Source organism: Pseudomonas sp. AU12215, from assembly GCF_001675465.2.
GTDB lineage: Bacteria > Pseudomonadota > Gammaproteobacteria > Pseudomonadales > Pseudomonadaceae > Pseudomonas > Pseudomonas nitroreducens.
The window spans coordinates 217,962-235,472 of sequence record NZ_MACM02000141.1; the positions used below are offsets into that span (position 1 = coordinate 217,962).

20 protein-coding genes and 1 tRNA gene are annotated in these 17,511 nt (G+C 65.2%); 10 read left to right on the forward strand and 11 right to left on the reverse strand.

Annotation, left to right across the window (positions count from 1 at the left end; translation table 11 throughout):
* Positions 1-4 precede the first annotated feature (4 nt).
* The 4 genes from A9513_RS21025 to A9513_RS21040 are packed head-to-tail and all read left to right on the forward strand — an operon-like array spanning position 5 to position 1,998.
* The gene (locus A9513_RS21025; protein ID WP_037017383.1) at positions 5-499 is read left to right on the forward strand and encodes a GNAT family N-acetyltransferase; all 495 of its coding nucleotides are present in this window, start codon (positions 5-7) and stop codon (positions 497-499) included.
* Positions 486-860, forward strand: a complete 375-nt coding sequence (locus A9513_RS21030; protein ID WP_065085501.1) for a DsrE family protein — start codon at positions 486-488, stop codon at positions 858-860. Before A9513_RS21025 ends, A9513_RS21030 begins: the two co-directional genes overlap by 14 nt.
* A complete protein-coding gene (locus tag A9513_RS21035) occupies positions 857-1,318 on the forward strand; it encodes a glycine cleavage system protein H (RefSeq protein ID WP_065085502.1) in 462 nt (153 codons plus the stop codon). The genes A9513_RS21030 and A9513_RS21035 overlap by 4 nt, the downstream gene beginning before the upstream one ends.
* The gene (locus A9513_RS21040) at positions 1,315-1,998 is read left to right on the forward strand and encodes a M15 family metallopeptidase (RefSeq protein ID WP_083196177.1); all 684 of its coding nucleotides are present in this window, start codon (positions 1,315-1,317) and stop codon (positions 1,996-1,998) included. The genes A9513_RS21035 and A9513_RS21040 overlap by 4 nt, the downstream gene beginning before the upstream one ends.
* A 30-nt stretch (positions 1,999-2,028) precedes the next feature.
* Here the strand turns inward: A9513_RS21040 and A9513_RS21045 are convergent, their stop codons facing one another.
* Complete coding sequence (locus A9513_RS21045; protein ID WP_065085503.1) at positions 2,029-2,505, reverse strand: hypothetical protein; 477 nt, start codon at positions 2,503-2,505, stop codon at positions 2,029-2,031.
* 179 nt (positions 2,506-2,684) lie between these two features.
* Between A9513_RS21045 and A9513_RS21050 the strand changes: the two genes are divergently transcribed.
* The 4 genes from A9513_RS21050 (at position 2,685) to A9513_RS21065 (ending at position 4,444) form a co-directional block, all read left to right on the forward strand.
* Positions 2,685-3,122, forward strand: coding sequence for an anti-virulence regulator CigR family protein (locus A9513_RS21050; RefSeq protein ID WP_065085504.1), 438 nt, complete (start codon positions 2,685-2,687; stop codon positions 3,120-3,122).
* 133 nt (positions 3,123-3,255) lie between these two features.
* Positions 3,256-3,882, forward strand: coding sequence for a GrpB family protein (locus A9513_RS21055; protein WP_065085505.1), 627 nt, complete (start codon positions 3,256-3,258; stop codon positions 3,880-3,882).
* Between the two features lie 54 nt (positions 3,883-3,936).
* Entirely contained in the window at positions 3,937-4,140 is a 204-nt protein-coding gene (locus A9513_RS21060; protein WP_065085506.1) for a hypothetical protein, read from the forward strand.
* An 82-nt stretch (positions 4,141-4,222) separates the two neighbouring features.
* Positions 4,223-4,444 carry a DUF6434 domain-containing protein gene (locus tag A9513_RS21065; RefSeq protein ID WP_024766190.1) on the forward strand — a complete coding sequence of 74 codons (222 nt, stop codon included), beginning with the start codon at positions 4,223-4,225 and terminating at the stop codon, positions 4,442-4,444.
* On the opposite strand, the gene A9513_RS21070 is transcribed toward A9513_RS21065, so the two are convergent.
* Entirely contained in the window at positions 4,441-4,851 is a 411-nt protein-coding gene (locus A9513_RS21070; protein WP_024766189.1) for a hypothetical protein, read from the reverse strand. The two genes, A9513_RS21065 and A9513_RS21070, sit on opposite strands and share 4 nt — an antisense overlap.
* Before the next feature lie 103 nt (positions 4,852-4,954).
* Positions 4,955-5,050: transfer RNA gene (locus A9513_RS21075), tRNA-Sec, on the reverse strand.
* A gap of 246 nt (positions 5,051-5,296) precedes the next feature.
* Here A9513_RS21075 and A9513_RS21080 point away from each other — a divergent pair.
* Positions 5,297-5,821, forward strand: a complete 525-nt coding sequence (locus A9513_RS21080; RefSeq protein WP_226045609.1) for a hypothetical protein — start codon at positions 5,297-5,299, stop codon at positions 5,819-5,821.
* 12 nt (positions 5,822-5,833) lie between these two features.
* Positions 5,834-7,288, forward strand: coding sequence for a carboxylesterase (locus A9513_RS21085; protein ID WP_065085507.1), 1,455 nt, complete (start codon positions 5,834-5,836; stop codon positions 7,286-7,288).
* 178 nt (positions 7,289-7,466) lie between these two features.
* Here the strand turns inward: A9513_RS21085 and A9513_RS21090 are convergent, their stop codons facing one another.
* The 8 genes from A9513_RS21090 to fdnG form a co-directional block, all read right to left on the reverse strand.
* Entirely contained in the window at positions 7,467-7,769 is a 303-nt protein-coding gene (locus A9513_RS21090; RefSeq protein WP_065085508.1) for a type II toxin-antitoxin system mRNA interferase toxin, RelE/StbE family, read from the reverse strand.
* Positions 7,766-8,044 carry a hypothetical protein gene (locus A9513_RS21095; RefSeq protein WP_024766185.1) on the reverse strand — a complete coding sequence of 93 codons (279 nt, stop codon included), beginning with the start codon at positions 8,042-8,044 and terminating at the stop codon, positions 7,766-7,768. The genes A9513_RS21090 and A9513_RS21095 overlap by 4 nt, the downstream gene beginning before the upstream one ends.
* A 98-nt stretch (positions 8,045-8,142) precedes the next feature.
* Positions 8,143-10,065 carry a selenocysteine-specific translation elongation factor gene (gene selB / locus A9513_RS21100; RefSeq protein ID WP_065085509.1) on the reverse strand — a complete coding sequence of 641 codons (1,923 nt, stop codon included), beginning with the start codon at positions 10,063-10,065 and terminating at the stop codon, positions 8,143-8,145.
* The gene (gene selA / locus A9513_RS21105) at positions 10,062-11,468 is read right to left on the reverse strand and encodes an L-seryl-tRNA(Sec) selenium transferase (protein ID WP_065085510.1); all 1,407 of its coding nucleotides are present in this window, start codon (positions 11,466-11,468) and stop codon (positions 10,062-10,064) included. The genes selB and selA overlap by 4 nt, the downstream gene beginning before the upstream one ends.
* Positions 11,469-11,622: 154 nt before the next feature.
* Positions 11,623-12,555: a formate dehydrogenase accessory protein FdhE gene (gene fdhE, locus A9513_RS21110; RefSeq protein ID WP_024766182.1), complete on the reverse strand. Its 933-nt coding sequence runs from the start codon at positions 12,553-12,555 to the stop codon at positions 11,623-11,625.
* A gap of 126 nt (positions 12,556-12,681) precedes the next feature.
* On the reverse strand, positions 12,682-13,308 hold the full coding sequence (locus A9513_RS21115) for a formate dehydrogenase subunit gamma (protein WP_024766181.1): 627 nt from the start codon (positions 13,306-13,308) through the stop codon (positions 12,682-12,684).
* A 56-nt stretch (positions 13,309-13,364) separates the two neighbouring features.
* Complete coding sequence (fdxH, locus tag A9513_RS21120; protein WP_065085511.1) at positions 13,365-14,297, reverse strand: formate dehydrogenase subunit beta; 933 nt, start codon at positions 14,295-14,297, stop codon at positions 13,365-13,367.
* An 8-nt stretch (positions 14,298-14,305) separates the two neighbouring features.
* The gene (fdnG, locus tag A9513_RS21125; protein WP_141678469.1) at positions 14,306-17,383 is read right to left on the reverse strand and encodes a formate dehydrogenase-N subunit alpha; all 3,078 of its coding nucleotides are present in this window, start codon (positions 17,381-17,383) and stop codon (positions 14,306-14,308) included.
* Positions 17,384-17,511 lie beyond the last annotated feature (128 nt).

The window sequence follows — 17,511 nt, forward strand, 5'->3', positions numbered from 1 at the left end:
GCACGTGAAGCAACCCGCCCTGCAACACCGCCCCGCCCTCGCCGACGACCTCGGCGAGGTGGTCGGCTTTCCCCGGGACGCCGACGAACTCTTCTACTGCTACCCCAAGGCGAGCTGGCCGTTGACCATCGGCCAGCTCGCCGCCGCCATGGCCGAACGGCGCGCAAGCACCGTGGCGCTGCTCGATGGCCGGGTCGCCGGCTTCGCCAACTTCTACCAGTGGCAAGCCAATGAGTCCTGCGCGCTGGGCAACATGATGGTCGCGCCCTGGGCACGGCGCAGCGGCGTGGCGCAGTACCTGATCGAGGTCATGGAGCATCTCGCCCGCGACCAGTACAAGGCACAGGTCATGAAAGTGTCCTGCTTCAACGCCAACGCCGCCGGCCTGCTGCTTTACGCACGCCTGGGCTATCGGCCGCAGGGCATCGTCGAGCGCGCCGACCCGCAAGGCCGGCGCGTCGCCCTGGTCCAACTGGAGAAATCCCTTGTCCACGCCTGAAGTCCAGCGGGTGCTGATCATCGTCAGCAGCGGCCCGAGCACCCCGGCGCGCTGCGCCGCGCCTTTCTACACCGCCACGCTGCTGGCCTGCATGGACGCACAGGTCACCCTGTTCCTCAGTGGCGAAGGCACGCGCCTGGCCTTTCAGGACATCGCCGATCACCTTTATGCCGCGGAGGGTGGCGAGCCCATCAGCCATTTCATCCAGCAGGCCAAGGAAGCCGGCGCGCGCCTGCTGATGTGCCGCGCACCGGGTATCAACATCGATGAGAGCCGACTGATCGAAGAGGTCGACGAGATCGCCAGCGGCGGCGAGATGGCGCGCATGATCCTCGAGTATGACCGGGTACTGACCCTGTGAAGCTGCAAGGCCTCGAATTCCCGGATCAGCTGCTCTACGCCCCCGAGTACAACCTCTGGCTGCGCGAGGAAGGAAGCGGCGCCGTCACACTCGGCCTCACCTCATACGGCTGTGCGATCTACGGGCAGATATTCGCCTTCACCCCCAAGCGCGATGGCTGGCACATCGATTGCGACCGCAGCTTCGGCGTGGTGGAGTTCGCCAAGGCTGCTTCCTCGGCGCGCAGCCCGCTGGACGGTACCGTTCTCGCCAGCAACGAAGCCGTGGTGCGTCGCCCCGGCCTGATCAACCAGGACTGCTACGGCGAGGGCTGGATGGTGCGCCTGAAGCCCGACGACTGGGCCAGCGCCCGTGGCCGTTTCCTGTACGGCGAGGCCGCGCTGAAAGCCTTCGAGCAGCGCATGCACCTGGACAATTTCGACCCGGATGACGACGGGGTCCAGGCGCTGCGCCCATGAGCCGGGAAGGCAGATGCCTCGCGCTACTGCTCTGCCTGCTGGCCAGCCCGGCACTGTACGCAGACCAGCCCACGCAGGACGGCTTCGTCTATCTCGACCAGGTACTGAAGTCCGCGCGCTATGAGGTGCGCTACGCCGGCGCCGACAACTTCGTCGGCGAGCCCATCGACGGTTACCAGAAAGCGCGGATCATCCTGACCCGCGAAGCAGCCAGCGCATTGGCGGCGGTGGAGAAGGACGTCGCCCTGAGCGGTCTGGCACTGAAGATCTTCGATGGCTATCGCCCGCAGCGCGCCGTGGATGAGTTCCGCCGCTGGGCCGCCGACCCGCAGGACATTCGCCAGAAGGCCCGCTATTACCCCGCGCTGGACAAGCCTGCACTGTTCCGCGACGGCTATATCGCCAAGCATTCCGGCCACTCGCGCGGCAGCACCGTCGACCTCACGCTGGTGGACTCCAGCTCCGGGGAAGAACTGGACATGGGCAGCCCGTTCGACTTCTTCGGGCCCATCTCCCATCACGGCACCGCGCTGGTCAGCGTGCAGCAGACGCGCAACCGAGAAACCCTGCGCCAGGCCATGCTGCGCCACGGCTTCGAGCCTTATGGCGCCGAGTGGTGGCACTACACCCTGAAGGCCGAGCCCTACCCGAAGACCTACTTCGATTTCCCGGTGCAGTAAGCGATAGCGGCCTTCCCTGGCCGCGGGAAATCAATCGTCGTCGTGCTTGCTGGAGTTGTCGCCAGCGCCGTCCAGTCCCTTGGTGTTGTGGGTGCCCGGCGTCGTCGCGGAAATCGCCGTCGCCTTGGACAGGCCACGGGTGTCCTTGGAATGCGCCACCGAGGAAGTCGTCTGGCCGTGGCCCTTGCTGTCGTTCTTGGTGCTGCCGTAGTGATTACCGCTCAGGCCATGGTCGCGGGTGGCCTTGCCGGCATGCTCGCCGCCATCGTTCGCGCCATTGCTGTTGCTGCCGTGGTTACCGCCGGGGCCGCCCTTGCCGCCGCCATGGCCACCACCGTTGCCGCCGGCATTGCCACCGCCGTGACCGCCGCCATTACCACCACCGTTTCCACCACCGCCACCGCCTTTGGCATAGACCGAACCGATCGGCGAGAGGTCGGCGGGCAGCAAGGCTGTCGTGCCGAGTGCGAATGCACAGGCTACCGCAACAACCAGGGACATTTTCATCTTGTTATCGCCTCCAGGGGCGGGGGGTTGAGATACCTGTATGACTTGCTACAGCCCCCGCAGTTCGTGGCCTGCCGACGAAATGCCAGCACGCCGGTGCCAACTCCATCGCTGCCGCGGTAGCGTCATAACGGCTACGCTGTACCTCACAGGAACTTAAACAGGGAAGCAACACGGATATGTCCAGACTCAACACCCTCTTGGCTGCCGTCATCGGCTTCACGCTGCTGGGTAGCGGCCCACTGCTATTGGCCGACCCGGGCAAGAACAAGGGGCACGGCAACAACGCTCAGCACGGCAATCGGGGCAACGCCGGCCAGGGCGGCAACAACTGGCAGGGCGGCGGCCCGAGCATCGACGTCAGCGGCGTGCAGGTCATCCTCAACGACAACCGCAACTACTGGAATCCGGGCGCCACGCTACCGCCGGGCATCCAGAAGAACCTCGCGCGCGGCAAGCCTCTGCCACCAGGCATCGCGAAGAAGCTCGACGGCCGCCTGATCGGCCGTCTGCCCCACTACGACGGCTACGAGTGGCAGCAGGCAGGCACCGACCTGCTGCTGGTGACCATCGCCACCGGCGTCATCTACGAAGTGCTGCATAACGTGCTGGATTGATTGGTTTGAGCTGCAGGAGAGGGTGATGCCGCGATCGCGACCACGGGGCGCTCCTGCAGGATTGACTCGGAACTCCGTCGGCCCGATCAGCCTCCAATCCTCGCCCTCCCACCGCTATCGCCGGAGTTTCCACATGAGCCCGCAAGCCCCCGAATTCGACGGCCAGCGCTGGAGCAACGCCGAAGACGACCGCATCGAAGTCGTTGCAGCCGATCCCCATTGGCCACAACGATTCGCCGAGGAAGCCGCCGCCATCGCCCAACAGGTCGAGCTCCCCGGCCTGGGTATCGAGCACATCGGCAGCACCGCCGTACCGGGGATGGATGCCAAGCCGATCATCGACATCCTCCTGCTGCCGCCGCCGGGCAGCGACCCGCACCGGCTCATCGAACCGCTGCAAGGGCTGGGTTACCAGTACTGGGCGGAGAATCCCGACACCTCGCGACTGTTCTTCGTCAAAGGCATGCCGCCGCTGGGCAGCGGGCGCACCCATCATGTCCACGTCATGGAGCTGAACGAAGCCTCGCGGCGGCTGCTGTTCCGCGACTGGCTGCGCACCCACCCCGACGACGCCCGACTCTACGCGCAGGTGAAACACGACCTGGCACAGCGCTTCCCCACCGACCGCGACGCCTACACCGAAGGCAAGGACGAGGTCGTCGCGCAGATACTGGGGCGCGCGCTCAACCCGCCGGAGCACCACCGCGACGGCGACGCAGCCCACGGCGGCGAAATCCAGGGACCGGACAGCCGGCGTTAATCCGCCGTTAATCCAGCCGGCCGAAGCTCGGGGCTCCCCTCAGGAGGAAGTCCCATGCTCAAGCTCTCCGTGGTCACCTTCGCCTGCTTCACCCTGGTCGGCTGCGCCGACGCCCCGCACTACAACCACTTCGGTGCCATCGAATCGCCCGTGCGCGAATCCTTCGGCGAAGACAACCTCGAACGCCAGCCCACCCGCGTGCGCCTGCAAAGCGACGATTATTCGGCGCAGCAACAGCGGATGATGTGGGGCGAGTGACGTCGCAACACCTCGGCAGACCGCGCCAGCGGCTGCCGAGTGCGCTATAACGGCAACTCCCCAAGGCACAGGAATCGACGCCATGGCCTTCGACTGGCACAGCGCCCCGATCACCCGGCAGACCCCGCTGGATAGCCACTACCGCAACACCCAGAACGTCCGCCGCTTCATGACCCAGCACTGCGGCGACGACTTCCATTTCGACCGCGCCTTCATGACCTGGATACGCAGCGGCGCGCCAGCGGACATGGGCGCGGTGGTCGATGAGTGGCGGCGGCGCAGGGGCTGCGCGACCACTCGTTAACAACCGATCCACAGAGTAAAGCGGCCGTCGCGAATGGGCATGGCGCCCCGTACAACGCTGTAACGCACGGGCAGGACCCCACCCGCTCCGACGCCCAGACGATCAGCCAGCGCCAGTACTTCTTCGAAGGACACTTCCGGCAGGTACTTGTTGAAGGAGAAACTTTCTCCGCCAATCAGCACCTGCAGCGCGTAGACGTCATCGCGCTCTGCGTCATAAGCCATCAAGCCCTGTAGCTGAGCACCGGACGGTAATCGAAACAATGCGCGAACAAGCAAGGGGCCCAATTGCCCGGCCTGAGTCGCCATCAGCGGGATCAGAAAACATTCTTCCCGTCGCCCATCCTGCAACCGCCAAAGATCGCCCAACTCCAGGTGCTCTTCGGTGAACTGGTCCAGCCTGACCATGGCCAGAGCCCTCCTGACGGCGCAGCCTTGATGATCCCAGGCAGACAATAGCTCATGCCTGCTCAGCCTGTGCCGAGGGAGGAAGAAGTCGAAACTGGGGAATTGGCGGAAGGCAGTGAGAGTCGAACTCACCCAGGAACGGCTGCCGTCCCCCACCGGGTTTGAAGCCCGGCCACGCCACCGGGCGTGATTGCCTTCCCTGGTCAGAAGCCGGCTGCGCGAATGCAGCGGCGAAAGCGGGAGCCCGGATGTTGCCATTGTTGCCACGCTGGATGCCAGCGCAGTGATGCCGCAACGCTAGCTGGAACGTGACGCCATTCCCCGCAGTCCGTCATACAAATATGGCCAAGTACAATCAAATTGCTATTTACTGGCCAGAAAAAGACGGCAATCTGGCTGCCCGTGCTCTAACCTCGCTAGCAGTAACCCAGGGAGCTACAACGGCATGAAGCCCACTCTACCCATCCTCGAGATTTGCCCACATCAGGGCATCGGCCCGGTCTGTCTGGGCGACACGCGAGCCATGGCGCGCGACGCGCTGGCTGCCGCCGGTTTCCCGCTGGAATCGTCCAACGGGCCAACGGACTACTTCTGCCAGGCGGCGATCCAGGCCGAATGCGATGAGCAAGGGCTGGTCTGGTTCATCGGTATCTCCCAGAACGAGCGATACCTCGCTCGCTACCAGGGTGTGGACGTGTTTTCGCTGTCAGCCGGCGATCTGTTCTCGTTGATCGCCTCGACGGATGACTCCGGCGCCCACGAATTCACCGACAGTGAATACCTGTTCCCCGGCCAGATCATCACGTTGTGGGATGCGGACGAACAATACGACCGCCAGGGCAACGAGACGCGCCCTGTCTGGGGCCCAGGTGGGCATCGGCAACTCCGCTTATGCCGAAGCGATCGCGGCCATTTGAGCCACTGGCGGACTTTGTGGCGACTGGGGCTCTATGCTTGTCCCGCACGCTGACAAGGGAACTCCATGCTGAACGCCAAACTCACCAGGGCACTGCTCTGGGTAGTCATCGCCATCCTCGCCATCGTCGTACTGGCACTGGGGCTGCGGGTCGCCGCGCTGCGCAACATCCCGCCGCTGGAGCCCTGGCATACCTGGGTACCGAACGACCTGCGCAGCAACGAAATCGACCACCTGGACTGGACCGGTTACCTGGCCGCCGAAGACAGGCTCATGCAGGCCATGCGCAAGGAAATGGCGGCCAGCCTGCAGCCCTTCGAGCGGGTGGCCTACAACCGCTATTTCGATAAGAGCGAGGTCTACCCCGGCCACTTCGCCACCGACTGGAACCGTTCCTACGAGATGCATCCAGCCGGCGAAGTGCGCGGCGCGGCAGTGCTGTTGCATGGGCTGACCGATTCACCCTATAGCCTGCGCCACCTGGGCGAGCACCTGCGGCAACAGGGTTTCGTGGTCATCGCGATCCGCATGCCGGGCCACGGCACGGTACCCGCCGGGCTGACCGATGCGGACTGGGAAGACTGGATGGCTGCCACCCGGCTGGCTGTGCGCGAGGCATCGGCGCAATTGCCCAAGGGCGCACCGCTGCTGATGGTGGGCTTCTCCAACGGTGGCGCACTGGCGATGAAGTACAGCCTGGATGCACTGGACGACGCGAGCCTGGTCATGCCGAAGCAACTGGTGCTGATCTCGCCGATGATCGGCGTCACCCGTTACGCCCAGTTCGCCGGGTTCGCCGGTTTGCCAGCGCTATTGCCGGCCTTCGCCAAGGCGGCGTGGCTCAACGTACTCCCGGAGTTCAACCCCTTCAAATACAACTCCTTCCCCATCGCCGCAGCACGCCAGACGGTGGAGTTGACCGACGCTGTCCAGCGCAGTCTGGAGAGCGCCAATCGCCGCGGCAGCCTCGCTCGCCTGCCATCGATCCTCACGTTCCAGTCCCTGGCCGACAGCACCGTCAGCACTCCAGCGGTGATCAGCAACCTGTACGACCGGCTGCCGGACAACGGTAGCGAACTGGTGCTGTTCGACCTCAACCGCTCGCTGAACTACGGCCCACTGCTGCGCCCGGAAATGGCCACACTGGGCGACCGCCTGCTGCCGGAGCGCCAGCGCAACTACGACCTGACGGTAATCTCCAACAGCCCGCTGGGCAGCCAGGTTGCAGCTCTGCATACGCCTACCCACAGCCAGCGACAGGAGAGCCAGCCGCTAGCGGTAAGCTACCCACCGGACCTGTTCTCTCTGTCCCACGTGGCGCTGCCCTTCCCGCCCAACGATGCGCTGTATGGCCAGCACCCGGACCCATCGGAAGACTTCGGCATCCACCTGGGCACCCTCACGCCCCGCGGTGAACGGGGCGTACTGATCGTCGGGCTGGACCTGTTCCAGCGCGTGACGTCCAACCCGTTCTATGACTACCTCGTGCAGCGGGTGGATCAGGTTTTGCCATCACGCTAACGCCTGCCCATGTCCGGAAAGGCGGCAGTCAGCTGTCGGTGATGAACCGCCGAATCAGCCAGGAACGCGTTGGGCCCACTTCCCGCTAGAGAACAAGGCTCTCGAAGGATGCGGGGAATAGAGTGTTCAGAAGGCATCTTCGGCGGTACCAACCGAGCATTGGCGCTAACCGCGCGGCTCACTGTTGATGGCGTTGATCATCGCCCAACGGCGGCCACATCCTGGATGTGTGCACCAGCGCGAGAACCCACAGGACGTCGGCCTCGATCTGATAGACCAGCCGGTAGCTCTCATGGGGGATCAGCTCACGCGTGCCGGGAATTCGGCCGGGCTTGCCCATCATCGGGAAGCTCCTGAGCCTGGCGGCGGTAGTGCTGAAAAGGATGTCCATGTGCGCGGCTGCGCCTGGGTTTTCGGAGGCAAGGTATTCCCAGATATCGAGGCGATCCTGCTGGGCATCCCGCGTCCAGAAGACCTTCATTTACGCTCGGTTGCCCTTGATCGAAGCGCCGCAAATACCGCCTCGACTTCTTCGTCCGAACGCCCGTCTCCCACAGCCATCGAAGCACGCCCCGCCTCGACCTTGGCCTGCAAGTACTCGTCGTAGTCCTGAGCCTGGCGTTGCTGGCGTATGAAATCCCGCATCAGTTCGCGCATGACCTGAGACGCAGGGCGATGAGCCGCCTCGGCGGCGGCCATGAACTCGGCGCGCAACTCGGGCTCGAGCTTCATGGTGAATACGGCTTCTTTGCTCATGGGGAATTACCTGGTGATGAAAAAGTATATACCTTGTATACACCCACCTCACTGTAGGCGATCCCCGCTGTTCAGCGGAATCCGCTTCCGACCAATAGTCAGGAATTGTCGTCGGACGGGCCCTGCGCCAACGCCGAATCCTCCCTGATCCCTCGCTCATTGCCGAAGCGGCGGGTGAAGCCGATGCGGTCGAAGTACTCCAGCAACTGGATGCAGCGCTTGCGGCCGATGCCGATGCGGTCGCGGAAGGTGGCGGCGCGGATGATGCCGGCTTCGTCGCGCAGTTGCAGGGCGTGGCCGGCCAGTTCGCGTAGGGTCTGCTCGGGGTAGAACAGGTCCTTCACCACCTGGTGCAGTTGGCCCAGGCGGGCGAGCTTGCGCAACAACAGGCGCACGTCGGCCTCCTCCTCCTCCAGCTCCCGCGCCAGGTCGCGTACCCAGGGCGGGTCGAAGGAGCCCGCCAGCAACAAAGGCCAGAGGCGTTCGCGCAGCTTCTCGTCGGCCTCGACCAGTTGTACCCGGTGATCCGGCAAGTGCAGCCAGGGACCGCTGCTGGCAACCTGCCCGGTCGCCAGCAGGCTTTCCAGCAGGGCGATGAAGACCGGCCGTTCCAGAGAAGAGAAAGCGTAGCGGCGCAAGCGATCACGGTCGGGGCCGAGTTCGTCGGGGGCTTCGGCGTGGAAGCGTTGCAGGGCATCGAGCAGTTGCTGCTGCAGTGCAGACCAGCGTTCGGCTGCGAACAGCCGTGCTCCGAGCCGTGTATGGATCTCAACCAGTTCGCCGGGCAGTTGCCAGCCCTCGCGCGGGCGATTGAACTGGCGCGCCAAGAGCGCCGGATCGAGGCCATTGCCGGCGTGCGCCAGCAGTGTTGGCAAGGCACCTTCAAGGCTGTCGCCCTGCAGTGCGCGCAACTGCTCCAGGCGCTCCGGGCTGCGCCGATTGCGCGCCGGGGCGAACGGGTCGAGCACACGGCCGCCGCCAAGGGTGCGTTGCGCGGACTGGTCACGCAGCACCAGGTGGTCGCCGTGTACGGCATGGCTGGGTGCATTCAGCACCAGCTGCGCGAAGGCACGTTCGCCAGGCTGCAGTCGCTCGCCTTCCAGTAGTGCGACGCGGCCGGTGACGTCCTGCGCGCCAAGGTGGACATGCACCGGCGTCCAGTGTGCAAAGGCACGGCTTTCGCCGGGCAGCAACTGCAGGTCGATATCGATGCGCGTGGTGGGTGCGTAAAGCTCCGGGGCGATCAGCCAGTCGCCGCGGTGAATCTTCTCGAGGCTCAGCCGCTCGCCGGCGATATTCACCGCCACCCGCTGGCCGGCGTGGGCCTGCTGCGCTTCGCGGTTCTGTGCATGCAGGCCACGCACGCGAACGCGGCGGCCGGCAGTGCCCAGCAACAGCTCATCGCCGACCTGGACGTGGCCGGCAAAAGCCGTTCCGGTCACGACGATGCCCGCTCCGCTGACGCTGAACGCGCGATCCACCGCCAGGCGGAATCCACCGTTCGCCGCCAGCTCGCGAGTCTCGCGGGCCGCCTCGCGAAGAGCGTCGCGCAGGATGTCGATGCCCTCGCCATTGACGCTGGAAACCGCAATGACCGGTGCACCGGCAAAGGGCCCGGCCGCCAGCAGTTCGTGCAGATCGTCCGTAACCTGCTCCACCCGCTCGGACAGCACGCGGTCGGCCTTGGTCAGCGCAACGATGGCGCGGCGTATCCCGAGCAGTTCGACAATAGCCAGGTGTTCGCGGGTCTGCGGCATCACGCCGTCGTCGGCGGCGACCACCAGCAACACCAGGTCGATGCCGCTGGCGCCGGCGAGCATGTTGTGGACGAAGCGCTCGTGCCCCGGCACGTCGATAAAACCTGTCAACGCACCGTCGCCGAGCTCTGCGTAGACATAGCCCAGGTCGATGGTGATACCGCGCTCGCGTTCGGCCGGGCGGCGGTCGCCTTCGACGCCGGTGAGGGCGCGCAGCAGGGACGTCTTGCCGTGGTCGATGTGCCCGGCGGTGCCGACGATCACGCCTCGCCCTCGGCCAGCAGAGGCAGTTGCCCGACGAAGCCGGGCTCGTCGTCGAGCTGGCGCAGGTCGAGCCACAGCGCGTCGTCGTCAATGCGGCCGAGCACCGGGATCGGCAGGCAGCGCAGGCGCTCTTCAAGGTCCAGCAATGCGCGGCCACGCTGGCGCTTGGGCTGGTTCGGTCGCAGGCACAATGCAGCGCTGGGCAGCCGCGCAACCGGCTGTGCGCCGCTGCCGATCATGCCCAGGGCATCCACGGCTCTGACGCTCCAGCGATCGCCAAGCAGCGCAGCGAAGGCCGGCGCAAGTCGTTGCGCCTGGGTGCGGATATCGGCCTGCGGCCGGCTGAGCAAGCGCAGGCTGGTAAGGCGCTCGGCGAGGCGGTCGGGGTCGCGGTAGAGATTGAGCACGGCCTCCAGCGCGGCAAGGGTCAGCTTGTCCACGCGCAGGGCGCGCTTGAGCGGGTTCTTCTTGATCCGACCGATCAGCTCCCTGCTGCCCAGGATCAGCCCGGCTTGCGGGCCGCCAAGCAACTTGTCGCCGCTGAAGGTGACGATGTCGGCACCGTCGCGCAGAGCCTCCTGCACGGTCGGCTCCTTGGGCAGGCCCCAGCGGGTGAGATCGACCAGGGTGCCGCTGCCCAGATCCTCCAGCAGCGGCAAACCATGGGCGTGGGCGATCTGTGCCAGTTGCGGCGTCGACACGCTGGCAGTGAAGCCCTGCACACTGTAGTTGCTGGTGTGCACGCGCATCAGCAGGCCGGAGCGCGGGCCGATGACGGCTTCGTAGTCCTTGGCGTGGGTGCGGTTGGTGGTGCCGACCTCGACCAGCTTCACCCCGGCGCGGGACATGATATCGGGGATGCGAAAGGCGCCGCCGATCTCGATCAGCTCGCCACGGGAAATGACCCCTTCCTTGCGCGCGCCCAGGCTGTTGAGCGCCAGCAGCACGGCGGCGGCGTTGTTGTTGACCACGGTGACGGCCTCGGCGCCGGTGAGCTCGCGGATCAGCCCGGTGATGAGGTCGTCGCGGTCGCCACGCTTGCCGGTGGCGAGGTCGAATTCGAGGTTGAGCGGGTAGCGCGCCGCCATCGTGATGGCTTCGATGGCCTCCTCCGGCAACAGCGCGCGGCCGAGGTTGGTGTGCAGCACGGTACCGGTGAGGTTGAACACCCGCCGCACGCGGCTGGCGTGGTGCGCGGCGAGGCGTTCGCCGGCACGGCCGGCGAGCACGGACTCTTCCAACTCGACTGCTGCCAGTTGGCCATGGCGCGCGGGGTCACGCAGCTCGTCTAGCAGGTCGCGCAGGGTCTTGAGCAGGGCCTCACGGCCATAGCGTTGCTGCAAAGGCTGGCAGGCCGGGCTGCGCAGCAGGCGGTCGATGGAGGGCAAACGTACCGAGGTCATGGACGAACCTTAATGCGGAGTCGATGGCTGGAGTCAGTGTAGGGCGCATAACGCGGAACGCGTTATCCGCCGTTGTCGCTCGGCGTTCATAGGATGGGTGGAGCCTGCGATACCCATGCTGTGCTTGATGGGTATCGCTTCGCTTCACCGCATCCTACGAAGAGCCACCCGGTGCGAGCAGCAGATTCGGTGCGGTGCGCAGATAGCCGTCTTCGGCGAGGCGAATGTCCAGGGCGAGGCTGGCCAGGTCGTCCGCCTGGGGTTCCGCGTGCTTGTCGTGCTGCAGGTAGAACTGCTTGAGGTAGGACTGGCAGCCAGGGCAGGTTTCGGCCTTGAGCGGCGCCTGGTCGCTGGCCACGCCTTCGCGCTGCAATGAGTAGTAGGCCAGCCCCTTGCTCTCGGCGCAGTGGCTGCACTTCACGCGCACGTAGTGCCATTCGCAGGAGCACAGCGAGCAGGCCAGATAACGCAGCCCGGCGTGCTTGCCCTGGTGGCGGATCATCCCGGCCACCGGCGGCGCGCCGCAGGCCGGGCAGAGGGCCTGGCTGTCGGTTTCCACCAGGGTGTCTTCCGGCAGTTGCAGCAGCCACTGGCTGAAGGCGACCTGCAGTACGGCGCCGAGGAAGGGCACCAGGGCTGGCGGCAGCAGGTCGAACTGGCCGTTGAGCAGGCCCAGTGCCCAGGCCTTGCGCTGGCCGGAGTCGGCGTTGCGCAGTGTCTTCAGCGCCTCGACCACGGCCGGGTTGGCGGTGAGCTCATAGGCATCGAGGAAAGCATCCAGCAGCGGCAGCCACGCACCTTCGCGCACCAGGACTTCGTAGGCCAGCGGCGGCATGCGGTGTTCCTGGCTGCGGGCCAGCGCGGCGGCATCCGGCGTGGGCAGGAACAGCTTGCGGTCCAGCAGCACCTGCTGAGCGTCGCAGACCCCGGCAATCAGCTCCAGGTAGCCCTGCAGCGGATTATCCGGTGCCAGTTCGCGCAGGCGTGCGGCGCGGCGGGAGAACAGGTCTTGGAGAGGTAGATTGAACAGCGGCGGGATGTTTGCGGCAGCTTCGATCTGCCCGGGTTCAAGAATTCGGCCTGACACGCAGGACTCCTTGTTGGGTTCGGAGCGGGGCCTGAATAGCCCCTCTCCCTAGCCCTCTCCCGGAAGAGAGAGGGTATGGTTCGTGCCGGCGAGTGCACTGGCCTCAGCCGGCGATTACGTCGAGGGTCAGTGGCCCTTGCCCTTGTCCACGTCCTTGAGCCAGGCAGCGTGGTGCTTGCGCGCCCAGCCGCGGCTGACCCAGCCGTAGAGCATGGCGCCCATCGAACCCTTCACCCAGAGGCCGGCGTAGATGTGCACCAGGATGCTGCAGATGAGTACGAAGGCGGCGAAGGCATGCAGCAGCGAGGCGATGCGGATGATGTCGATGCCGAAGAAGTGGCTGAAGTACGCCCGCCACATCACGAAGCCGGTCACCAGCAGCACCAGCATGCACAGCAGCAGGGTCCAGAACAGCAGCTTCTGCCCGGCGTTGTAGCGCCCGACCTCGGGGAGGTTCTCCTCGCGGTTGGTCACCACGTCGCGCCATTGTTTCAGCCACTGCACATCGCGCTTTTCCACCAGGTTGTGGTGGGCAAAGCGGATCACCAGGCCGAGGAAGAACAGGAACATCGCCACCCCGAGGAAGGGATGGAGAATGCGCGTCCACGGCCCGCCGCCGAACAGGTTGGTCAGCCAGAACATGGCCGGATGGAACAGCGCCAGCCCCGAGAGGCCGGCGAGGAAGAACAGAATGGCCACCATCCAGTGGTTGCTCCGTTCGTTGGCGTTGTAACGCTGGATATCTTTTTTCATGTCGTCGGGCTCCTTGCTGCCCTTTTCCGCCCCCCCGCGAGGAGGGCGGACGTCAGTCAGCGGGGATCGCGCGGATCATAGTCATGCACCGATGGGTCGACCTTGTGCACCGGCGCCTGCGGGTCGGGGCCGTCTTCCTCGTCCTCCTCGACCCGGTTGGGGCCGATGCGGGTGTAGTGGAAGAACCCGGCCAGCACCACGCCGGCCATGGCCAGCAGGCCCAGCGGCTTGGTCAGGCCTTTCCACAGGCTGACCAGCGGGCTGATCGCCGGTTTGTCGGGCAACCCGGCATACAGCGACGGCTGGTCGGCATGGTGCAGCACGTACATCACGTGCGTACCGCCGACGCCTTCCGGGTCATACAGGCCGGCGTGCTCGAAGCCACGGGACTTCAGGTCGACGATGCGCTCGGCAGCGTGTTCCTTCATGTCCTCCTTGGTACCGAAGACGATGGCGCCGGTCGGGCAGGTCTTCACGCAGGCCGGCTCCATGCCCACGGCCACGCGGTCGGAACACAGGGTGCACTTGTACGCCTTGTGGTCCTTCTGCGAGATCCGCGGGATGTTGAACGGGCAGCCGGTGATGCAGTAGCCGCAGCCGATGCAGTGGTCCTGGTTGAAGTCGACGATGCCGTTGGCGTACTTCACGATCGCCCCGGGGCTCGGGCAGGCCTTCAGGCAGCCGGGCTCGGCGCAATGCATGCAGCCGTCCTTGCGGATCAGCCATTCCAGGTTGCCGGCTGGCGCTTCGTACTCGGTGAAGCGCATCACCGTCCACGACTGGTCCGTCAGGTCGATGGGGTTGTCGTAGGTGCCATGGTTGTGGCCCACCTCGTCGCGCAGCTCGTTCCATTCCGAGCAGGCGACCTGGCAGGCCTTGCAACCGATGCACTTGGACACGTCGATCAGCTTGGCCACTTCCTCCTCGTGACGCACCGAGGGTGACGGCAAGGTGGTGGCGGAGCGGGCGTAGATGTCTTGGCTACTCATGGGTCACCTCACGCCTTTTCCACGTTGACGAGGAAGGACTTGAACTCCGGCGTCTGCGTGTTCCCGTCACCCACGAAGGGGGTCAGGGTGTTGGTCAGATAGCCGTTGCGCGCCACGCCGGAGAAGCCCCAGTGCAGGGGAATGCCCACGTGGTGCACGGTCTGGCCGTTGACCTGCAGCGGACGAATGCGCTTGGTCACCACCGCCACCGCCTTGATGAAGCCGCGGTTGGAGGACACCTTCACGCGGTCGCCGGCCTTGATGCCGATTTCCTTGGCCAACGCCTCGCCGATCTCGACGAACTGCTCCGGCTGGACGATGGCATTCAGGCGGCAATGCTTGGTCCAGAAGTGGAAGTGCTCGGTGAGCCGGTAGGTGGTCGCGGCGTACGGAAATTCCTTCGCCGTGCCGAACAGCTCCATGTCGTTCTTGAACACCCGCGCCGCCGGGCTGCTGATCGCCTGCGGGTTCTTGTGCAGCGGGTTGACGCCGATCGGCGTCTCGAACGGCTCGTAGTGCTCGGGGAACGGGCCCTCGGCCATCTTGTCGACGGCGAAGAAGCGCGCCACGCCTTCGGGGTTCATGATGAACGGGTTCATCCCCGCTTCCGGCGCCGAGTCGGGCTTGAAGTCCGGGATGTCGGTGCCGCCCCAGGCCTTGCCGTTCCACCACACCAGGCGCTTCTTCAGCGGGTCCCACGGCTTGCCGCTGACGTCGGCCGAGGCGCGGTTGTAGAGGATGCGCCGGTTGGCCGGCCACGCCCAGGCCCAGCCCAGGGTCTGGCCCATGGCGTAGGGATCGCTGTTGTCGCGGCGGCCCATCTGGTTGCCCTGCTGCGTCCAGGAGCCGGCGAAGATCCAGCAGCCACTGGCAGTACTGCCGTCGTCACGCAGCAGCGCAAAGCCGGGCAACTGCTCGCCCGCCTTCGCCAGTACCATGCCATTGGCGGGGTCGACGAGGTCGGCCAGTGCCTTGCCGTTGTACTCCTTGGCGATCTCCTCCGGAGTCGGTTCGTCGGGCGTCAGGTACGGCCAGTCCAGGCCCAGGATCGGGTCTGGGAACTTGCCGCCGTCCTTGCGATAGGCTTCGCGCAGGCGATGCAGCAGGCCGCTCATGATGGCGATGTCGGTGCGCGCTTCACCCGGCGGCTCGGCGCCCTTCCAGTGCCATTGCAGCCAGCGGCCGGAGTTGACGATGGAGCCGTCCTCCTCGGCGAAACAACTGGTGGGCAGGCGGAACACCGTGGTCTGGATGGCCTGGGTGTCGACGTCGTTGTGCTCGCCGGCATTGCGCCAGAACTCGGAGGTTTCGGTGGCCAGCGGGTCCATCACCACCATCCACTTCAGCTTGGCCAGCGCAGCGCTGACCTTGGCCTTGTTGGGGAACGAGGCGATGGGATTGAAGCCCTGGCAGAAGTAACCGTTGACCTTGCCCTGGTACATCATGTCGAAGTAGCGCAGCACGTCGTAGCCGGCGCCGGGCATGTCCAGCTTGGGCAGCCAGTCGTAGCACCAGTTGTTTTCCTTGGTCGCGGATTTGCCGAACCAGGATTTCATCAGGCTGACGTGGAACTTGGGATAGTTCTGCCAATAGGACAACTGCCCCGGACGCAGCGGCTTGGACGTACGCTTGGCGAGGTATGCGGTGAAGTCCTGCTCGGCATCGCCGGCCAGGGTCAGGTAGCCGGGCAGCGAGTTGGACAGCAGCCCGAGGTCGGTCAGGCCCTGGATGTTGGAGTGACCGCGCAGGGCGTTCATGCCGCCGCCGGGCATGCCGATGTTGCCCAGCAGCAGTTGGACCATCGCGCCGGTACGGATCATCTGCGCGCCCACCGAGTGCTGGGTCCAGCCCAGGGCGTACATGATGGTCATCACCTTGCCCGGTGCGGCGGTGGTGGAAATCTCCTCCCACACCTTGAGCATCATGTCCTTGGGCGTGCCACAGATGTTGCTCACCACATCCGGCGTATAGCGGCTGTAGTGCTGCTTCATCAGGTTGAACACGCAGCGCGGATGCGTCAGGGTCGGGTCGACCTTGGCGAAGCCGTCCTCACCCAGCTCGTACTGCCAGGAGGACTTGTCCGGGTAGGTGCGCTTCTCGGCGTCATAGCCGTTGAACAGACCGTCGTCGAAGCCGAAGCCTTCCTTCACGATGAAGGAGACGTCGGTGTAGTTGTGCACGTACTCCTTCTGGTACCTGTCGTTTTCCAGCAGGAAATTGATCAGGCCACCGAGGAAGGCGATGTCCGTGCCGGTACGGATCGGCGCGTAGTAGTCGGCCACCGAAGCGGAACGGGTGAATCTTGGGTCGACCACCAGCAGGCGCGCCTTGTTGTGCGCCTTGGCTTCGGTCACCCACTTGAAGCCGCACGGATGCGCTTCAGCGGCGTTTCCGCCCATGATCAGAATCAGATCGGCATTCTTGATGTCGGTCCAATGGTTGGTCATGGCGCCACGGCCAAACGTCGGGGCAAGACTTGCCACCGTCGGGCCGTGTCAGACACGCGCTTGGTTGTCGAATGCCAGCAGTCCCAGGGAACGCATCACCTTGTGGGTGATGTAGCCCGCTTCGTTGGAAGACGCCGACGCGGCCAGGAAGCCGGTGGTCAGCCAGCGGTTCACCGTCTGGCCCTGGGCGTTCTTCTCGATGAAGTTGGCGTCACGATCTTCCTTCACCAGTTTGGCGATGCGGTCCAGCGCTTCGTCCCAGCCGATGCGCTTCCACTCGCTCGAACCCGCTTCGCGAATCTGCGGGTACTTCAGGCGATTGGGGCTGTGGACGAAATCGAGCAGGCCGGCGCCCTTTGGGCAAAGCGTGCCGCGGTTGACCGGGTGATCGGAATCACCCTCGATGTGGATGATGTTCTGCGAGACGTTCTTCGCCGCATCACCCTGGCTGTACATGAGGATGCCGCAGCCTACCGAGCAGTACGGGCAGGTGTTGCGGGTCTCGACGGTGCGCGCAAGCTTGAAATGGCGGATCTGGTCGGCGAATGCATCCGGGGGTGCCATCCCGAGTGCCGCCAGGCTCGATCCTCCAAGGCCCACGGCGCAGACCTTGAAAAATTGCCGACGGTTCATATCCATCGTGCGTCTCCTGATCAGGCAGCGTACGTCCGGTGCATAGCCGGACCCTTGCTGCTTAAAAGATAGCCAAGCGGACGCAATGCGCCAGCTTTGAGCGGGGCAGACCATGCACGCGGAGACTTTGCGGC

What these genes read in the sequence shown, in the direction of transcription:
- A9513_RS21070 (WP_024766189.1), bottom strand. Translation starts at nt 4,851, where the DNA reads ATGGTCAGGCTGGACCAGTTCACCGAAGAGCACCTGGAGTTGGGCGAT.
- A9513_RS21090 (WP_065085508.1), bottom strand. Translation starts at nt 7,769, where the DNA reads ATGAAGGTCTTCTGGACGCGGGATGCCCAGCAGGATCGCCTCGATATC.
- A9513_RS21095 (WP_024766185.1), bottom strand. Translation starts at nt 8,044, where the DNA reads ATGAGCAAAGAAGCCGTATTCACCATGAAGCTCGAGCCCGAGTTGCGC.
- A9513_RS21115 (WP_024766181.1), bottom strand. Translation starts at nt 13,308, where the DNA reads ATGAAAAAAGATATCCAGCGTTACAACGCCAACGAACGGAGCAACCAC.
- A9513_RS21045 (WP_065085503.1), bottom strand. Translation starts at nt 2,505, where the DNA reads ATGAAAATGTCCCTGGTTGTTGCGGTAGCCTGTGCATTCGCACTCGGC.
- A9513_RS21080 (WP_226045609.1), top strand. Translation starts at nt 5,297, where the DNA reads ATGAAGCCCACTCTACCCATCCTCGAGATTTGCCCACATCAGGGCATC.
- selA (WP_065085510.1), bottom strand. Translation starts at nt 11,468, where the DNA reads ATGACCTCGGTACGTTTGCCCTCCATCGACCGCCTGCTGCGCAGCCCG.
- A9513_RS21050 (WP_065085504.1), top strand. Translation starts at nt 2,685, where the DNA reads ATGTCCAGACTCAACACCCTCTTGGCTGCCGTCATCGGCTTCACGCTG.
- A9513_RS21040 (WP_083196177.1), top strand. Translation starts at nt 1,315, where the DNA reads ATGAGCCGGGAAGGCAGATGCCTCGCGCTACTGCTCTGCCTGCTGGCC.
- A9513_RS21055 (WP_065085505.1), top strand. Translation starts at nt 3,256, where the DNA reads ATGAGCCCGCAAGCCCCCGAATTCGACGGCCAGCGCTGGAGCAACGCC.
- A9513_RS21085 (WP_065085507.1), top strand. Translation starts at nt 5,834, where the DNA reads ATGCTGAACGCCAAACTCACCAGGGCACTGCTCTGGGTAGTCATCGCC.
- A9513_RS21065 (WP_024766190.1), top strand. Translation starts at nt 4,223, where the DNA reads ATGGCCTTCGACTGGCACAGCGCCCCGATCACCCGGCAGACCCCGCTG.
- A9513_RS21060 (WP_065085506.1), top strand. Translation starts at nt 3,937, where the DNA reads ATGCTCAAGCTCTCCGTGGTCACCTTCGCCTGCTTCACCCTGGTCGGC.
- fdxH (WP_065085511.1), bottom strand. Translation starts at nt 14,297, where the DNA reads ATGAGTAGCCAAGACATCTACGCCCGCTCCGCCACCACCTTGCCGTCA.